This window comes from Bacteroidia bacterium (assembly GCA_040880525.1).
Taxonomy (GTDB): domain Bacteria; phylum Bacteroidota; class Bacteroidia; order CAILMK01; family JBBDIG01; genus JBBDIG01.
Genome location: JBBDIG010000044.1, coordinates 1 through 18,292, shown reverse-complemented (window position 1 = coordinate 18,292; position 18,292 = coordinate 1). Strand labels below are relative to the sequence as shown.

Here is an 18,292-nt window from a genome sequence, read left to right as displayed (position 1 = left end):
ATCTTTCCATGTTTGGGTTTACGTTTAGTGTAAACCTATTTCAGGACAAGACAGGTATCCATGCTGGATGAGGCATGGACAGCCGCTACTGTGAAAGGTTGGATTATTACCGACAAGACCGAATGTGGCGTGTTTAATGACCCCGCTGGTGCGAGATTAGCGATTAGCGTAACTCGTACCTTTACGGGTATTATGCTGCTACTAAAATTAAAAGCCTGAATGAAGCTGTGATGCATTCCATTGATCTTGAATGTCAATGTGCAGTCATTTCTAATTGTAAAATTTAATTTTATAACAAATAATATTTTAAATCTTTAAATAAATTCCTGAATTTACGGAATAAAATCATTTAACAATTCCACCAAGAAAAAGCACTTGTGCGGTTATAAAATCACTGTTTTCAGAAATAAAGAAATCTGTGATGTTGGTAATATCCTCAATCCGGGCGTAGCGCTTTATGGCTTGCTGCTCCAGCAGGTCGTTCATTTTTTCTTCCGGTACTGATTTGATGAGATCGGTTTTGAATGGCGTGAAACCTACTGCATTTACGGTGATCCCGAACGGAGCAAATTCTTTGGCTGAAACCACGGTAAAATTTTCAATTGCGGCTTTGCTGGCTGCATAGGCCGCTTCACCGGGAAGGTACAGCGGACTTGCAACGGAAGTAAAATTAATGATGCGGCCGTTCTTGTTTTTCATCATCATTCTTGCCGCTTCGCGCGAAAATAGAAAGGTGCCGGTAAGATTGGTTTCTATGATTTTGCGAAATGTCTCCACGGGCGTGGTCGCAATATGGTTCATAGAAGCAATGCCTGCATTATTAATGAGCACATCCAATCGGGTGCCTTCGCGCTTTAAGCTGGCGAAAATATCTTTTACGTCTTTCTCCTGCGATACATCAGCCTGAAAATGCGAATATTCAGGATGTTCCAAAATAGTTTCGCTGCGGCTGCAACCAATGACACGCTGGCCCCGCGCCAGATAATATTCCGCCAGTTTATGGCCAATGCCTTTGCTGGTGCCGGTAATGAGGATGGTTTTAATGCGAGTCCGGGTTTTCATTCATTAGTGCAATCGTGTAGTCAGTAAGGGTGGCAACGGTACGAAAGGGTGAACGGTTCATGCTGAATGCGCGGTCATCGGCAATTGTAATATTGGCTCCGTTCTCATTCAAAATAAATTCCTCGAGTTCAACAATGAGCGAAACCAGTTCAAAGGAATTGATTCCACCTTCCCTGCCATACAGGGCTAATTCTTCCTGTAGATTTAATTCACCTTTTAACTGCCGTAAATATTCAATTATAAATTGTTTGATCTTTTCTTTCATGTTAAATAATTAATAAAAATGACCAGCCCGATAATTTTTAGAAAATATTCTAAAATGCCTGCCGGGGTACTGCGCGAGCGGGATTACCGATCAATGTGCATCTCTCGCTATAGTGGCCTTTCACCACTGCATTGGGGCCCACAACACAATAATCGCCCAGGGTGGTGCCGCCCAGAATTACTGCGCCTGCACCTACCAGGCAAGCTTTTCCCAGCTTTATCAACTCAAGCTGGAATTCAGGCGTGGGCGTTTCAGGATCCTGAGAAAGTACCTCGGCCTGCGACATGAGTTTGACGCCCGGACCAAAACGGCAATAATCATCAGCCTCAATGCCACCTGAACCATAAAATATACAATAGGGGCTTATCTCTACAAAATCGCCAAGATGAATGTGTCCTTTATAGTTGCACCATTCCATCCCTCCACAATGCAAGACCGTTCCGCGCTGGATGAGATTGTGCCGGCCCAGCCTCAGGCGTTCCCTGGATTTGATGATCACGCCCGGCTCTATGGACAGCGCCTCATATTGCCGCTTCAAATCCTCGTGAATTGTCCCATCACCGCTTGCCGGCCGTATCCGCTTCAGAGCCGACTGAATTGTTTTATAGATCCAATGATTTTCTGACATGTTGGTAGGTCTCAAGCCATTTAGGCGTGCGAATATAGAGGTTGGATGGTAAAATCCGGGGAGAAAACCCCCGTTTAAAATGGGCCACATTTTCCTTAAAACCTGAAGGGCCAAGGTCAAACCAGCAGTAACCTGACTCCCTGGATTTGTGAATGATGGCAGCATACAAACAGGCATTCGGCCGGAGATCGCGGAATTTATCGAAAGTGGCCTGGTGCCAGGCTTCCAAAGTATTATTATGATAAAAGCAAATGCAACCGGTCAGAATCCCGTGGTCAGCTTTCAAGAGCCACAGTTTAATATTTGGCGAATCTTGCTTATGAAGCAATTCGAAAAAACGCCAGTCATATTCACTTTCCGGCAATGTCCAGTGAACAAACGTTTCCTGGTATGCCTGAAAATAAAGTTTCCATTCTTCCTCCGTCCGGGCTTCATGCAGGACAGGATTGAGGCGCTGCACCTGGCGTAAATTCCGCTGATGGTTTCTTCTCCAGCCTTTTATAATATTTTCTACAGGTTCGTGTATCGGAATTAGATAGGTGAGTTCGGTTTTAATATCGGTGCGGTTCCGGGCAAATGGGCTGAGCGGAAATTCACGAATTCGCAGGTGATCGTATTTCCGCTCATAAGCCTGCCTGAGCGCTGTTATCTCAGCTTCAGAAAATTCATCGGCTGAAATAAGCCCTCCATAAGTACCTGCCGGTGTAAACCGAAATTTTGTTAACCCGCGAAGCTGATTACTAAAATGATAAGGGAAAATTGCCTTTCTACCATCGGGTAGTTCAAAAGCATCTGCGGCAAAGGGGGAACCTGAATATTCATTCCACAAGCGATACCACTCAGGAGTATGAAACCAGGTGGCCCAGGCACAACGGAAAGCAACATCCTGCCATTCATCAATAGAAGCCGGACGGGTGTGAATCTTCAACTTTAATAATTGCTCAGATGAATGCTGTAAAAAAACGGGAAATTCTTTAATCCCTGAAAAATAGTATTGACCAGGAAATAAAAATTTACGCAGCGACTCGAAGTTATTTCATGCCCGGAGTTTCATTGCTGTGCGGGTGCATAATGTTTCAGAGCTTTAGGCATATAGTCATTAAGATCCTTGATTCGTCTTTCATCGCCAGGATGCGTGCTGAGAAACTCAGGTGGAGAACCGCCTCCTGATTGCGCCTGCATCCGCTTCCAGAATGCCGGTGCCTCCCGAGGATCATATCCCGCTACGGCCATGAAAACAAGACCTAATTTATCGGCCTCAGATTCGTGCAACCGGGAATAAGGCAACAGCACAGCTACATTGGCACCTACCCCGTAGGCCGACAAAAATAACTGTCGGGTTTGTTCAGGTTTGTCACTCAGTGCAACATCCAGGGCCATACCACCCAACTGCGCAGCAAGTGCCTGGCTCATCCGCTCATTACCGTGGCGCGCTACGGCATGTGCTATTTCATGTCCCATCACCACGGCTATTCCGTTCTCGTCCTGGCATACCGGCAGAATGCCTGCGTAAAAAACAACCTTACCTCCAGGCATGGCCCAAGCGTTTACAGTGGGATCATCAATCAGATTAAATTCCCAGCTATAATTTTTTACGCGGTCGCCCATTTTATTCTCTGAAAGATATTTTTCTGCTCCACGGCTGATCTTCTCTCCCACTGACTTCAGTTCCCGCGAATTTTCGGTGTTGTTCACTACTTTGCTCTGCGACAGGAATGAGCGATATTCACTCACAGCCATGCTTCTTACCTCGCTTTCAGGAAGAAGATTCATCTGCTTGCGATTGGTAATGGGTACACTGGAGCATCCTGCCACCATTATGAACAGCGCAGCATAAGCGATCAGTTTGATTTTCATATCTGTAAATTATTGGATTTCGGCTGTCAGTTGTCGTTCGCAGAGCGCACGATGCATGGGTGAAAGCATTTCTTCATCCCCCGTTTTAACAATTGCCCGCCCTTTAAAATGGATTTGCAGGGTCAATTGTTCGGCCTGTTCGGGCGGGTGAGCACATACTTGTACCAGGCTTTCTATTACGAAATCAAAAGTGTGGAAATCGTCATTATATACCACCAGCTTCATTCCATCAGTAGTGCCGGTATCAACCTTTTTCTCCGTTAATGTTTCTGTATCGGAATTATAAATATGGAACGACATATTTCTCGTCAGTCTTTTTTACCGAAACTTAGCCTGTCTTCAGTTCCTTCAAACAATTTTCTGATGTTGCTGCGATGGGTATAAATTAAGGTCAGCGGAAACAAAACTGCTATAAGAATTGCAGGAATTTCTCCCCGGACATATATAAAAGCCATAAAAACCGGGAATGACATGGCTGCCACCATAGACGAGACTGAAACCAGCCGCGTAAGAACCAGCGTAATAACAAATACACCAAGCACCAGCAAGGCCGCAGGAATATGAATGGCGATGATCACTCCCATCAAAGTCGCGACACCCTTGCCCCCGCGAAAACCGGCAAATACAGGAAACAAATGACCAATGATGGCCATATATCCTAAAGCCAGTTTCAGGATCATAAATGCCTCCGGCTCCAGGACGGATGAGTTCAGAAAAAGATGAAGCTTTACGGCAGCAAATCCTTTGAGAATATCGAAGAAGAGTACCGGAAGTGCGGCTTTAGGACCAAGAACCCGCAAAGTATTGGTAGCACCTGCGTTACCGCTTCCATAATCCCGCACATCCCTTTTGTAGAAATAGCGGCTCACGATAACAGCCGTGGGAAGGGATCCCAACAAATAGGCGATTATGCCCATGAGAATCAGTTGAAGGATAAGATGCATTCAGATACTTTCTATTATAAATGTTTGCGAAGGTAAAAATGTTAAGGACAGCAAGGATGCAAGTGCAACCGGCTTTCAATCCCGAAACCTCCGCCATTTCTATTTTTTTCCAGAAAGGTGATTATTATTTTAATTAATCCGAAAGAGGAATGTTTGCCTGGAATCAAAACTTTGTACAGCCGGACGCTGAGCTCAGGGCTGGGAAAGGGTTTATCGCTTCACATTTCTTTCATAGAGGGCGATCCATTCTTCAGCGCTCATTTTTCCGGCAAGTTCCGCCACCAAACTGAAGGGTATCTGGTCCGGCTGCTTGAAGCGAATGCAGCTTTTTCCCATGTCCAGCCTAGTCTTGGAATGCTTTGGATATTCCTGCTGAAACCACTGGAGCAGCGCAGGTTGAGCGTATATTCCCATGTGATAAAGTGCCACAAAGTTTTTCTGAGAAGCAATGCTCATAAAAGGCAGCGGAAGGCTGGGATCACAATGATAGCCTGCCCGGTACATCGAATGTGGCACTACATATCCTAACATTCCGTAGCTCATTTCCTCTGTAAATCCTTCCGGCAAGTTTTCCAGGATCGCATTCCGGAGCCTCATTATCGGTCCTTTCCGGTCATCAGGCAATTCTTCAATATATTGTTTTGGTGAAATCGCTTTGGACTGCATTTTCAGGAATTTCTAATTTGAACACAAAGCTTCAAAATTTTATTTGAACCGGAAAAACCGCAGCATGAGATAATCACGTGCCTGACATCAGCGGTCTGAGGAAGAAGCCGCTCCAGTAACAGCCACATCAAGCTGATATGCAGAAACTCAATCTTATTGCTGCACCTTCAACTGCATCAGCGATGCAATATTTGCCGCCCTTTCCTTTGCAGCGTCAGCCCCGGGTCCGGTAAAGTGCTCATCCACCGAGGTATAAAACAATTTTAGCCACCTGGAAAAATGTTCAGGAAGCAACTTTACTTTTTTAGAGAGCCTGATATGCGGCTCCATTGCGTTGCCCTTGTAGGTATATTTATCCAGCAACACGCTTTCCCAGAAGCTGTACATTATGGGAAGATGATGGTCCCAGTCAACTTTGGCAATGTCATTAAAAATAAACCCAATACATTCATCTTGTCGCACTTTTTTATAGAAACTGTTGATCAACAGCTCAATGTCTTCCCGGGTCTCAATATTCTTTTTCATTATTTTTTTAATTAAGTACAAAATATTAAATAATGCTTTCGAGGAGATCTCCCACCCAATAAGCCAAAGCTGCAGCAGAAAAACCCAGGAAGAAGGTTTCCGCCATACCCCTGATAGCGCTGGTTTGCGTAACGTATGTTTTCAACCAGCCGATGAGCAAAAAAGTGAATCCCGTAAGCACAGCCGAAATAATGAAAAGATCGGAATTTACCGGCCTGATATAATCCAACAGGTAAATGAGCAGCGGAATGGCCCCAATTGCCATAAATGAAAAGAACGTAGTGAGGCCTTTTCTCAGCGGTGACAGAGGATCCGGGATCATTTCCAGTTCTTCCTTCATCATCATATTTACCCATACATCTTTGTCTGAAATTACTTTGGCCACGGCTTTTTCCAGCAAATCACCACTGAATCCTTTGTCGCGGAATATTTTCCTTACTTCCTCCTCTCCTTCCTGCGGGATATTCTCCACTTCCCAATATTCTGACTCCTTGTGCCGCTGGTAGTTCTGCAGTTTAGATTTTCCGGATAAATAGCTGCCTACGGACATGGAAAAGCCGTCAGCAATAAGATTTGCAAGACCGAGAATAATGACTACGCTGGAATGCAAACCGGCACCGGCTGCACCTGCAACAACTGCAAAGGTGGTAATACTGCCATCAATTCCTCCATACACAAATTCGCCTATGTACAACTGATATTTATGGGGCGTATAACGGCCAGGATTGCCAGTACTTTTAAAATGAGGCAAATTATTCAAAGTTGTTGTATTTGGATTCTGGGATCTTGTTCAAAGCATTTAATTGCAAAACTTTAAAACGCATATTGCTGTCAAAATTATTCATAAATATTCGATTGTATTCTGATGATGGAGGTTTCAAAGAAAGTTTCATAGTGTTTTATTTGAATTATTCATTAATACTTCCGTTATTTTAATATTAAATTTTTAAATAAATAACCCTTGTCTCTCCATCTGGAAATTCGATGATCCGTGTTCCGTCCAGATGATATATCAGCCTTCTGAAACTGGCGCTCCCTTATTTCGGACGATTTTCTCCATCCCTGAAATATCACTTAACTATTTCATAACATCGGGCTAATGTTAGCCTAATGCACTGTGCATTCCTTTGCACTGTAAATAAAAACAAAAAAATTTTACACTTCAAAAAAAATGACGATGAAACTAACGAAAAAGCTTTTAACATTTCTTGTAGTCCTCACAGCCGTTGCTGTTTACACTACTTCATGTAAGAAAGAAGAAGGATGTACAGACCAAAGTGCCGTGAACTATAATGAAGAAGCTGAAGATGACGATGGCTCCTGCATTTATGATTCCGGTTCCGACAATGTGATGGTAACCCAAAACATAACCGGAGAAGAAACCTGGACGAGCGACAATGTTTACCAGTTAGGTGGCCGTATCACGGTGGAAAGTGGCGCTACGCTGACGATAGAAGCAGGTACTATTATAAAAGGCGAGGCCGGAACGGGTTCCAATGCCACCGCTCTGCTTGTTGCCAGGGGCGCTACACTTATGGCCGAAGGAAGGGCTGATGCTCCGATTATCTTCACCTCAGTGGCAGATGAAATTATGCCCTCGGACATTGCTTCAGGCGACTTCCGCAGCCCGAACCTGGACCCGGACATTAACGGCTTATGGGGTGGCGTGATCATTTTGGGTAACGCCCGGATCTCAGCATCAAATTCCAGTGGCGATGTGAGTGAGGTGCAGATAGAAGGAATTCCCACTTCTGATCCTAATGGATTATATGGTGGCGCTGATGATGCTGATAACTCTGGCGTGATCAAATACATTTCTATTCGCCACGGAGGCGCTAACATCGGTGCCGGAAACGAAATCAACGGCCTGACGATGGGGGGTGTGGGCACTGGAACCGTAATAGAGCATATTGAAGTAGTTGCAAACCAGGACGATGGTTTTGAATGGTTTGGCGGATCAGTAGACGTTTCCAACATAGTAACATGGAATGCCGGTGATGATGGCCTGGACACGGATCAATCCTGGAGCGGAACCGTAGATAATTGGTTCGTGATCACAGCGGGCGATCATTGTATGGAACTGGACGGACCGGAAGGCACATACGAAGCTTCTCACACGATGCAGAACGGAACCATCATCGCTTCCAGTGGCAGCGCGGAATCAAATACGCTCATTAACATGGATGCCAATACTGGCGTAAACCTCACCAACATTGCGATTTTGAATGTAGTACCGGGCCAGATCATAAACCGAGTGGAATGTGATGGAATTCCAGGAGGATGTCCTTTCACCAATGTTCAGGTGCAGGTCCCATCAGGCAGCACACTCGAAGATATTCTGGATGGTGCAACTGCCCCTGCCGGAATCACCTCAGCAGCTTCGCCTACCACAGGTGCTGATAATAGCGCATTAGGCTGGACCTGGGCGGCCCAGGCAGGAGCTTTATAATTCAATTTCAACTTGTTCATTATCAGGAACAGGCTTACCAGCAATGATTTGATCATGGTAAGTCTGTTCTTTCTGTTAAAGCTTTCAACTTAAATGACCATGAAACTTTTACTGATTGTTCTTTTTACATTTTCCACAACCTTAATTTATGCCGAGGGCATCATCAGAGGAACCGTACATGAAGAGGGTACGGGCGAGCCTCTTATTGGTGCCACTATCGCAATTAAAGGCACAACATCGGGCACTATTACCGATCTTGAAGGTAAATTTTCAATTGAAACCAGTGCCGGTTTAAAAGATCTGCAGATTTCCTATATTTCTTTCCAGACATTAACAATTGAGGGTGTGGAAGTGAAGGATAATGAAGTTATCGTTTTGGATAATATCAGCCTGAAGTCCAGCTCTTACCAGTTGAAAGAAGCCGTTGTAACGGCAAGAGTTGTGAGAACCAGCGAGGCGGCTTTGATGACGGTAAAAAAGCAGTCACCCGTGATCCTTGATGGAATATCATCGGCAAAAATGCAACTGACCGGGGATGCCACGGCAGTGGAAGCAGCCAAGCGCGTGACGGGAGTTTCTATTGAAGATGGCAAATACGTTTACGTCAGAGGTCTGGGAGATCGCTATTCTAAAACAACATTGAATCATGTTGACATTCCGGGGTTGGATCCGGACATGAATACCATTCAGATGGATATTTTTCCGACCAATCTTATTGATAATATGATGGTAAGTAAAAATTTTACTGCCGATATGCCTGCGGATTTTACGGGGGGCATGATGAATATTGAAACAAAAGCATTTCCGGAAGAAAAATTTTTCACCATTTCATTAGGTACAGCATATAATCCGGATATGCATTTAAACTCTGATTATCTTGGCTATAAAGGTGGAAGCACTGATTTCCTGGGTTTTGATGACGGAACCCGTGCATTGCCTGAAATTGCTGATCAAAAAAATATTCCCACCCCCATCAGTGGCCATTCGAAAGATGAAGTAAATAATTTCGTCAAAAGCTTTAATCCCGAATTATCTGCTACGCCCCAAACCAGCTTAATGGACATTAGTGCAAGCATTTCATTTGGAAATCAAATCAGTTTAGGGAAGGATAAAGAAAACCGGAAAAGGGATTCAAAACTGGGTTATATTTTTTCATTATCCTATAACTCCGGTTACCAGTACTATGATGATGTAACGTATGGCGAATACCAACGCAATATTGATATCAACCAAACAGAACTGAGATATGCAACCTTACAAAATGGAACGCTTAGCGAGCGCAACATCTTAGCTGGAGCTTTAGGCGGACTGGCCTATAAAACGCAATATTCAAAATTCAGGCTCACCGCGATGCGGCTGCAAAACGGACAAAAGACAGCCGGTAAATTCAGAATAGATAATAATGGTGAGGCTGTAGGTCAGTCAGGATATTTTGCAGAATCGGATAACCTTGAGTATAATGAACGCTCCTTGACCAACCTTTTGCTGAACGGAACCCATGTGCTGAAAAAATCCGGCTGGGAAATAGACTGGCGGCTGTCTCCCACCTATTCTACCTCTGATGATCCGGATATTCGCAAAACTGCCTTCACCTTTTCTCCCAATGACACTTCCTTTAATGCCGGTGCCGGAGGAAATCCTGCCAGGATCTGGCGTTCATTAAACGAAGTAAATGCAACCGCAAAGGTTGATGTTATTAAAACCTATAAGTTTACGGGAAATGATGCTAAGCTTAAATTTGGTGCAAGCCATACCTATAAGCAAAGAGATTATGAAATTCTCTTTTTTGACATTCAATTCTTTGGGAGCCAGTCCTGGTCCAACCCCAACCCTTCCATCGTTTTGAACCCGGATAATCTTTATCCAAACCAGCCTAACAGCATTTATTATCAGTCAGGAAATAACAGCCCTAATCCGAATGCGTACGAATCCAATGTGCAGAATTCAGGATTGTATATTTCTAATGAATTTAACCTGCATCCAAAATTTAAGTCGATATTAGGCCTGAGGGCCGAAAACTTTGTGCAGCGCCATACCGGCAGAGATCAGGCTTTTGCAAGCGGAGACATGCAAAACGGGCGTAATCTGAATAATGACAAAGTGCTGGAATCAATGGATCTGTTTCCCTCTGCCAACTTTATTTATTCCCTCACCGAAAATCAAAATCTGCGGGCAACTTATTCACGGACTATTGCAAGGCCATCCTTTAAAGAATTGTCTTTCGCACAAATTCTGGATCCCATCACAAACCGGATATTCAATGGCAGCTTATTTACCTATGGCGATTGGGACGGGAACTTGGTGGAAACCCATATTGAGAACCTGGATTTACGCTGGGAATTATTCTTAAAGGGCGGACAAATATTTTCAATCAGCGCATTTGCCAAACAATTTGATAATCCTATAGAATTGGTCAGAATTCCGGAGCAACAAACCAGCACCGAATATCAGCCAAGAAATGTGGGAGATGGCCTCCTGTATGGCATAGAGCTCGAAATCAGAAAAAAGCTCGACTTCATTGCACAATCCCTGAGCAATTTCAGAATTGACGGAAATGTAACTTTTGTGAAGTCTCAAATCGAGATGTCAGCTACTGAATTTAACTCACGTAAAACCTATCTGAAGACAGGAGAAGAGATTGAGGAAACCCGTCAGATGGCAGGTCAGTCTCCGTATGTGGTAAATGCCGGTTTCGGCTACAGCCACTCCGAACTGGGATTGGATGCCGGACTTTTCTACAATGCAAAAGGCTCTACATTATATATAGTAGGAGCCGGCCTTTTCCCTGATATTTACCTGGAACCATTCCACGGCCTGGACTTCAGCATTAATAAGAAATTAGGCGAAGAGAAAAATACCGTGGTTGATTTTAAAGTTTCCAATATATTGAATGACAGAAGAGAAACCGTATATCGCTCCTTCGAAGCATCAGACCAGATCTTCAGCAGTTTGAATCCCGGCAGAACATTCAGCATTGGCATCAGCCATAAGTTTTAAGATTTTCGATATTTCCCTTCAAAGAACTGAATGTGGTCATTCGGGGAGCGGCCTTTTCACCGCCCCGCCCGGAATCAGCCTGAAAGTGTTGAGCATTACAGATGGCCGTTCAGGATACATACCGGGATTATCAAAGCGCTTATGAATGGCAATTTTCCGTGGCCAGGTGTAGAGAAATATGTAAGGCTGCTCCTGATATACAATCGCCTGAAGCTGCTTAATATACTTCGCACGCTTCTCCGGGTCCAGCGTTCGGTTGCTCAGCGCTATCAGCGAATCGGTTGTGGAATTTCCGAATCCGCTGAAATTTAGTCCGTTATTTCGCCATGCTTCCGTGCTCCATACCTGGCCGGGATCTGTGGGGCCAGCGCTGGTATTCCATGCTCCATAATGTGCATCGAACTGGTGAGACATCACTTTTTCATAAAGCAGGTTAAAGTCCATCGGGTTGGGTTCCACCACAATTCCTGCCTGGTACATTATATCCTTTAATATAAGGATGGCATTGCGCGTTGCCGGTAAGTTGCTGTAGTTTAGCTTAAACACGAAGCTTATTTTTTCACCATTAATGGTTTTATCCCTGATGTTATCGCCATCCGTATCCTTCCAGCCGGCAGCTTCCAGCAATCTTCTGGCTTTTTCAATATCCGGATTCAGCAACGCCAGGGTATCATTGTAATCCATCTTGTTTAAAGGCGATTCAAAGCTCACCTGGCGGCCACCTTTTCCGTGCAATATCGTTTCAATCAGTTCATCATACGGAACCAGGAGCGCCATTGCCCTGCGCACTCTTTTATCTGAGAAAAATGGTTTTTGCGATGTTCCGTCAGGCCGCATGTTCAGTGCTATATATGTATAAGAATATTGATCAACATATCCGGAATAGTATGTCTCGTTGAACTGTTCCTTTTCCTGCAGCTCCATCAAAGTGGAAGTATGAAGATATGTGCTCACGTCCAGCTCCTCCTTCTGCAGGGCCAGCGAAACGGCTGCTTCATCCCTGATGATCCTGAAAATAATTTTTTCGGGTATGGCCTGCAATGAACTCAGCGTATCATCCTCTCCCCACCAGTCATTTTTCTTTTCCAGCGTAACGGAATTGCCAGTGTTCCATTCGGTAACCTGGTAAGGCCCAAGCCCATAGAGCTTGGCAGGTTCATGTCCCATCGTACCACTGTTGAAGCTTTCCATCCATTTCTTCAGCCTTTCAGCCTTTTCATTCACAGCGCTGTCAGGATCCATTCGGCTAATCTCGTGCAGCGAAAAGGCACTCAGCACATCCTCAGGATCATAGTGGCGCTTATGCAAGAGAAAAAGCGTAGTAAGGCTGGCGAGATTTCCTACGTACTTCTCGCGCATTTTTAATTTGAACGAATAAGCACTTGTCTGCTCAAAATCCTCAATATTCTCAAAGAGCGATTTTGTAGTGGCGTTTTCTGTGAGCGGACACAAAACTACTTTCAGTGTGAATAGAACATCATCGGGTGTCAGAGTTTCACCATCATCCCATTGCACATCCTCGCGCAAAGTAAAAGTATAGGTCAGGCCGTCAGGAGAGACATGTGGAAGAGATGAAGTGAGCATGGGGACCATTTGCTCAGTGGCTATGTCCAGGTCAAGCAATGTAGCCTGCGAATATCTGAATATAAAACTACGCTGCTCGCTCACTCCGTTGGTTGGATGAAGGTTGTCCGGTTCAGAAAGCAGATGGGCCACCACTACATTCTGATCACTAGTGTTTTCGCTGCACCCGCTAATAATGAACGATATAATAAGAAGAAACGGGGAAAATGTCATTAAATGTAAATAAGGAACCGTCATGTCTGTCCAGGAATTTGAATCGCCAAAAGTAAAGGCAAACCTATAAAGGAGATCTTAATTTCAAGGGTTGCTGTCCTAAAAAGACGAAAAGAATGATAAAGAGGATGCGCAGATAAAAACAAAAAAAATAATTTTCACAAAAACTTCATTTACAAACACATGCATTTTATAAAAAGAAAGTGTATAACGGCTGTTATTCTAAGGATTTCTATCCATCGAACTTTATACCTTTGCCGCTTTATATTAATAATAAAAGCCGATTTATGGGATACCTGGAGCCTGCACCTATTAGAGATCAACACGATCCGTTTGAATCCATGATGCACCGTTTTGACGAAGCGGCAAAAATTCTTGGATTGGATGAGGCCACTTACAATTTGTTGAAATCTCCTGCCAAGGAGTTGAAAGTGAATCTTGCTGTTACGATGGATGACGGCCGCATCCGCATTTTTGAGGGTTATCGGGTAATCCATTCTGTATATCTAGGTCCCAGCAAAGGCGGTATCCGGTACGCTCCCACGGTAACTCTTGAAGAGGTGAAAGCCCTTGCTGCCTGGATGAGCCTTAAATGTGCCGTGGTGGGAATTCCGTTTGGAGGAGCAAAGGGAGGAATAAACTGTGATCCACGTAAAATGTCAAAAGGTGAGTTGGAGCGAATGACCCGTGCTTACACCATAGCACTCGGAGATATTATCGGACCGGAAAAAGATATTCCAGCCCCTGATATGGGTACAGATCCGCAGGTAATGGCTTGGTTGATGGATTCCTATTCGAGGCGTGTGGGTTATTCAGTTCCGGCAATTGTTACAGGAAAACCGCAGGTTCTTGGTGGTTCTTTAGGCCGTGTGGAAGCCACCGGACGGGGAGTCATGGTGACGGCACGGTCGGCAATGGCGAAGCTCGGTATCCGGGCCAATGAGGCAACCGCTGCTGTTCAGGGCTTTGGCAATGTAGGTTCTATTTCAGCGCGGCTGTTGTCGCAGCTAGGCGTAAAAATATTGGCCATCAGCGATTTGAGTGGCGGATATTATAACGCTGCTGGTATTGACATTGAGAAGGCCATAGAATATTCACGCAATAACAGTAATTCTCTTCAGGGTCTCGAAGGAGCTGAGCCATTGAGCAACGAGGAACTGCTCCTGCTGGAAGTGGATGTATTGGTACCAGCGGCCCTGGAAGATCAGATTACCCGGCATAATGCAAATAATATAAAAGCGAAACTTATCGTAGAAGGCGCTAATGGCCCTACATCAGCAAATGCGGATAAAATTCTGAATGAAAAAGGTATTTGGGTGGTTCCCGATATTTTGGCAAATGCCGGAGGAGTTACGGTCTCGTATTTTGAATGGGTACAAAATCGCCTCGGTTACTTCTGGACTGCCGAACGTGTAAACCGCAGGGCAGACCGTGTGATGAAGCAAGCTTTTGAGGTAGTATATGAAACCTCCGTAAAATATGACGTGAGCCTGCGCATAGCAGCATATATTGTTGGAATTAATAAAATTTCACAAACGATGAGCTACAGGGGCGTCTTTTAGCCTGGCTTCCGGAAAAATAATTTGCCTTAAGCTATTGCTCTTTGATCTGAATACCTGACTCATGAGAATCCATAAAGAAGGCCATCGCTTTCTCTTCTTTGTTGTCCTTTTTTTTATCGTGCTTGATCTGGTCGTTTATCAGTTCCTGCCTCAAACGGTCTTTCTCTTATGCCTGGTTCTGTCAGTCATTCTGGTGGTGTTTCTGTTTAGCTTTTTCAGAGATCCTGCCCGAACCGTACCCCTTAATGAGAATCACGTCATTGCCCCTGCCGATGGAAAAGTTGTGGTGATTGAGAAAGTTCATGAGAAGAAATATTTTAATGAAGAAAGAATTCAGGTTTCGATTTTCATGTCTCCTCTAAATGTACATATCAACCGGGTTCCGATAAGCGGAAAGGTGGTGTTTGACAGCTATGATGCAGGAAAATATCTTGTAGCATGGCATCCGAAATCTTCAGAACTGAATGAGCGCACCACAGTGGTTATTGAGAATTCAAACAACCAGCAAATTCTGCTTCGTCAAATAGCCGGTGCTCTGGCCAAGCGAATTGTTCTTTATCTGAAAAAGGGAATGCATGTAGAACAAGGCCAGGAAATGGGTTTCATCAAATTTGGATCACGGGTGGATATTTTTCTTCCTTTAGATGCGAACGTTCGTGTAGCGCTGAATGAAAAGGTGACCGGTGGTGAAACCGTTCTCGCTGAAATTTAGGACATTGGACATACCGTTTTATTGATTGAATTATAAAATCCTGATCCGGCCAATAATAATAATTCCAAGCCCTTGAGAATATCAATGAATTTGTACTTTTGCACCCGCTCTCCGGTGAGGTGGGTGAGTGGCTTAAACCAGTAGTTTGCTAAACTGCCGTACTCGTAAGGGTACCGCGGGTTCGAATCCCGCCCTCACCGCAAATAGTTAATTTCCTTTACAGATATTAAGATTGGCACTTTGATAAAACATGATCTTTGGTATTCTGTAAATACAAAAAACGGGGTGTAGCGCAGTCCGGTAGCGTACCTGGTTTGGGACCAGGTGGTCGCAGGTTCGAATCCTGCCACCCCGACTTTAGAAAGCCACTCAAACCCTGGGTGGCTTTCTTGCTTTTAAAAGTTATGACAGCAGAACCCACCATATTTGTCCTGGACAATGGAATCCGGGTGGTACATAAGCAGATAAAGCATTCCCGCATCGTCCATACCGGCCTTATGATCAATGCAGGATCCAGAGACGAGAATGCCAGAAACAACGGGATAGCCCACTTCATTGAGCACTCTGTTTTCAAAGGGACAGAAAAACGAAAAGCTTATCATATTCTCAATCGCCTCGAATCAGTAGGTGGAGAATTGAATGCGTATACCACGCGGGAAAAAACTTGCTTCTATGCCTCCAGTCTCAGGCGCTATACCCGTCGCACATTTGAACTTCTGTTTGATATTATCTTTCAATCTATATTTTCTGAGAAAGATATTGAGAAGGAGAAAAATGTAATATTGGAGGAAATAGAAATGTACGAAGATATTCCGGAGGACAGCATCTATGATCAGTTTTTCGAGATGCTGTTTCCTGATCAACCGCTGGGTTACAACATCCTGGGGACAAGAGAAACTGTCAGTAATCTGAACCGAGACGACATTCATTCATTCATGCACCGGTACTATAACAATAATGAAATCCTCATTTCGGTGGTGGGGAACATTACTGCCAGCCGTATTGAAACGATGGCTTCAAAATACTTCGGGCATCTGCCTAAGAAAGAACAAAGGAATGAACGCACGCAGGCCGTACCGACTACACCATTCAGAAAGGAACTTGATAAAGAATTTACGCAGGCCCATTGCATTATAGGAAAACCCGTTATCGGAAAAATGGACCCGGATCGCTATGCTCTGGTACTAATTAATAATGTTTTGGGTGGAGCGGGCATGAGTTCACGACTGAACATGTCCATCAGAGAAAAATATGGCTACACCTATAATATCAGTACTGGCTATGCTGGTTTCATGGACATAGGGGTTTTTCATGTTCAGTTTGGCACGGATGAAAAATACCTCAATCATTGTCAGGAACTGGTACTCAAAGAATTTAAAAGATTACAGGAAGAAAAACTCGGTACGCGACAATTGCAAAAAGCAAAGAATCAACTTTTAGGACATGTTGCCATGATGGAAGAAAATCATGCGATCATGATGCAATCTCAGGCCAAAAGTTTACTAGACTATGGAAGAGTACTTACACTTGACGAATTCTTCCGGAAAATTGATGCGATAAGCGCAGAAGAGGTTTTAAGAGTTGCCAATGAATCACTCCCTGAAGACAAGATGAGCATGCTGGTTTACAAAAATGATGAAACGGTTTGAACTGTAGAATACTATTGACCCCTCCCTCTTTTGTTGCAGCTATTTTTAAAATATTTATGGCAATTGACAACCAATCGTTGGATTCTTGCACCTAATGCAGTAGAATGGCCAGATGTATTTATGCACTTTCGTCATCAAAAGTTGGTTTTTGGTAAAAAAAAATTCTTAACAATGGAATCATTATCAGACCCGCATGTGTTAACAAGTATAATCAACAGAAACCAGTAATCATAAATGGTGTTACCTCTAATATTAGAAATAGCGCTATATTTGAGAATTGTTACTGTCCAAACAAAAAGAAATATGAAAAAACTGCTACAAACTTTACTTTCCGCCACGTTTTTCTTTTTAATTCTTTTAATCCCCAACACCTCCGAGGCCTCCCACATGATGGGGTCCGACATGACGTGGCGATGTATAGGTGGGGATAGTTTCCAGGTAACGATTACAATTTACAGGGACTGTAATGGATGTACTATTTCAGAAGCAGGTGGGGCATGTTCCACTGTGCCTTTAACGCTTAAGCCCTCCTGTGGTAACGCTCGGACTTATAACATGACCCTGGCTAGTCAAGAGGATATTACTCCGGTATGTAAAAGCAGTTGTACGAAATGCGAAAGCGGAGGATGTTCTTTCCCTTATGGTATTGAGAAGCTCGTGCTTACAACAATTGTGGACTTAAGCAATGATAACTGCTGTGATTTCACCCTTTCAATATTGGTATCTGCCCGAAATTCCAATATTGGAACAGGAGCCTCAAATCAGAACTTTTATATAGACGGGGAACTGAACAAATGCGATACTCCATGCAACAGTTCTCCTACGTTTTCAAATCCACCTATTGCGATACTTTGTGCAGGACAATGTTTCATTTATAATCAGGGAGTTACGGATGTTGATGGAGATTCTCTCGTATATTCTCTCACTCCTCCTTTGCAAAGCAGCGGGAATCCAACTACCTGGCTTTCCCCATATACCTATGATAAGCCATTATATTTTAATGGTTTTCCCAATAAAAATCTTCCATTCAACCCTCCACTTTGCCGGGGCTTCCATTTGGATAGCTTCAATGGAGACCTGATGTTCCGGCCAATGCAGGCTCAAATTACCGTTCTTTCCATTAAGGTAGATGAATATCGGAATGGACAGAAGATCGGGACGATTCGAAGGGACTTGCAG

General features: G+C 44.0%; 17 protein-coding genes and 2 tRNA genes. 8 read left to right on the top strand and 11 right to left on the bottom strand.

From position 1 onward, the window contains the following. Positions 1–345 precede the first annotated feature (345 nt). The 10 genes from WD077_12685 to WD077_12640 form a co-directional block, all read right to left on the bottom strand. Positions 346–1,062 carry an SDR family oxidoreductase gene (locus WD077_12685; protein MEX0968088.1) on the bottom strand — a complete coding sequence of 239 codons (717 nt, stop codon included), beginning with the start codon at positions 1,060–1,062 and terminating at the stop codon, positions 346–348. After that, the gene (locus tag WD077_12680; protein MEX0968087.1) at positions 1,040–1,327 is read right to left on the bottom strand and encodes an acyl carrier protein; all 288 of its coding nucleotides are present in this window, start codon (positions 1,325–1,327) and stop codon (positions 1,040–1,042) included. The genes WD077_12685 and WD077_12680 overlap by 23 nt, the downstream gene beginning before the upstream one ends. 49 nt (positions 1,328–1,376) lie before the next feature. After that, on the bottom strand, positions 1,377–1,955 hold the full coding sequence (locus WD077_12675) for an acyltransferase (GenBank protein ID MEX0968086.1): 579 nt from the start codon (positions 1,953–1,955) through the stop codon (positions 1,377–1,379). Continuing rightward, positions 1,930–2,883 carry a GNAT family N-acetyltransferase gene (locus WD077_12670; GenBank protein ID MEX0968085.1) on the bottom strand — a complete coding sequence of 318 codons (954 nt, stop codon included), beginning with the start codon at positions 2,881–2,883 and terminating at the stop codon, positions 1,930–1,932. The genes WD077_12675 and WD077_12670 overlap by 26 nt, the downstream gene beginning before the upstream one ends. Before the next feature lie 122 nt (positions 2,884–3,005). Beyond that, entirely contained in the window at positions 3,006–3,812 is an 807-nt protein-coding gene (locus WD077_12665) for a M48 family metallopeptidase (protein MEX0968084.1), read from the bottom strand. A gap of 9 nt (positions 3,813–3,821) precedes the next feature. Then, complete coding sequence (locus WD077_12660; protein MEX0968083.1) at positions 3,822–4,112, bottom strand: ATP-dependent Clp protease adaptor ClpS; 291 nt, start codon at positions 4,110–4,112, stop codon at positions 3,822–3,824. Positions 4,113–4,120: 8 nt separating this feature from the next. After that, complete coding sequence (gene plsY / locus WD077_12655) at positions 4,121–4,756, bottom strand: glycerol-3-phosphate 1-O-acyltransferase PlsY (protein ID MEX0968082.1); 636 nt, start codon at positions 4,754–4,756, stop codon at positions 4,121–4,123. Positions 4,757–4,966: 210 nt separating this feature from the next. Next, entirely contained in the window at positions 4,967–5,422 is a 456-nt protein-coding gene (locus WD077_12650) for a DUF1801 domain-containing protein (GenBank protein ID MEX0968081.1), read from the bottom strand. 153 nt (positions 5,423–5,575) lie between these two features. Then, on the bottom strand, positions 5,576–5,947 hold the full coding sequence (locus tag WD077_12645; protein MEX0968080.1) for a group III truncated hemoglobin: 372 nt from the start codon (positions 5,945–5,947) through the stop codon (positions 5,576–5,578). A 25-nt stretch (positions 5,948–5,972) separates the two neighbouring features. After that, on the bottom strand, positions 5,973–6,707 hold the full coding sequence (locus WD077_12640; GenBank protein MEX0968079.1) for a VIT1/CCC1 transporter family protein: 735 nt from the start codon (positions 6,705–6,707) through the stop codon (positions 5,973–5,975). A gap of 417 nt (positions 6,708–7,124) precedes the next feature. On the opposite strand from WD077_12640, the gene WD077_12635 reads away from it, so the two are divergent. Both WD077_12635 and WD077_12630 read left to right on the top strand, forming a co-directional pair. Further along, complete coding sequence (locus WD077_12635; GenBank protein ID MEX0968078.1) at positions 7,125–8,396, top strand: hypothetical protein; 1,272 nt, start codon at positions 7,125–7,127, stop codon at positions 8,394–8,396. A gap of 99 nt (positions 8,397–8,495) precedes the next feature. Then, positions 8,496–11,393, top strand: a complete 2,898-nt coding sequence (locus WD077_12630) for a TonB-dependent receptor (protein ID MEX0968077.1) — start codon at positions 8,496–8,498, stop codon at positions 11,391–11,393. A gap of 36 nt (positions 11,394–11,429) precedes the next feature. Here WD077_12630 and WD077_12625 read toward each other — a convergent pair whose 3' ends face one another. Further along, positions 11,430–13,190, bottom strand: coding sequence for an ABC transporter substrate-binding protein (locus WD077_12625; GenBank protein MEX0968076.1), 1,761 nt, complete (start codon positions 13,188–13,190; stop codon positions 11,430–11,432). 287 nt (positions 13,191–13,477) lie between these two features. On the opposite strand from WD077_12625, the gene WD077_12620 reads away from it, so the two are divergent. The 6 genes from WD077_12620 to WD077_12595 form a co-directional block, all read left to right on the top strand. Then, positions 13,478–14,752, top strand: a complete 1,275-nt coding sequence (locus WD077_12620) for a Glu/Leu/Phe/Val dehydrogenase (GenBank protein MEX0968075.1) — start codon at positions 13,478–13,480, stop codon at positions 14,750–14,752. 61 nt (positions 14,753–14,813) lie between these two features. Beyond that, positions 14,814–15,464, top strand: a complete 651-nt coding sequence (locus WD077_12615) for a phosphatidylserine decarboxylase family protein (GenBank protein ID MEX0968074.1) — start codon at positions 14,814–14,816, stop codon at positions 15,462–15,464. 113 nt (positions 15,465–15,577) lie between these two features. Further along, positions 15,578–15,664, top strand: a tRNA-Ser gene (locus WD077_12610). Positions 15,665–15,745: 81 nt separating this feature from the next. Next, positions 15,746–15,819 (top strand) — tRNA-Pro (locus WD077_12605). A gap of 49 nt (positions 15,820–15,868) precedes the next feature. Then, positions 15,869–17,113: a pitrilysin family protein gene (locus WD077_12600; protein MEX0968073.1), complete on the top strand. Its 1,245-nt coding sequence runs from the start codon at positions 15,869–15,871 to the stop codon at positions 17,111–17,113. 303 nt (positions 17,114–17,416) lie between these two features. Continuing rightward, positions 17,417–18,292 (top strand): hypothetical protein (locus WD077_12595; GenBank protein ID MEX0968072.1); only part of this gene is annotated, 876 nt, incomplete at its 3' end.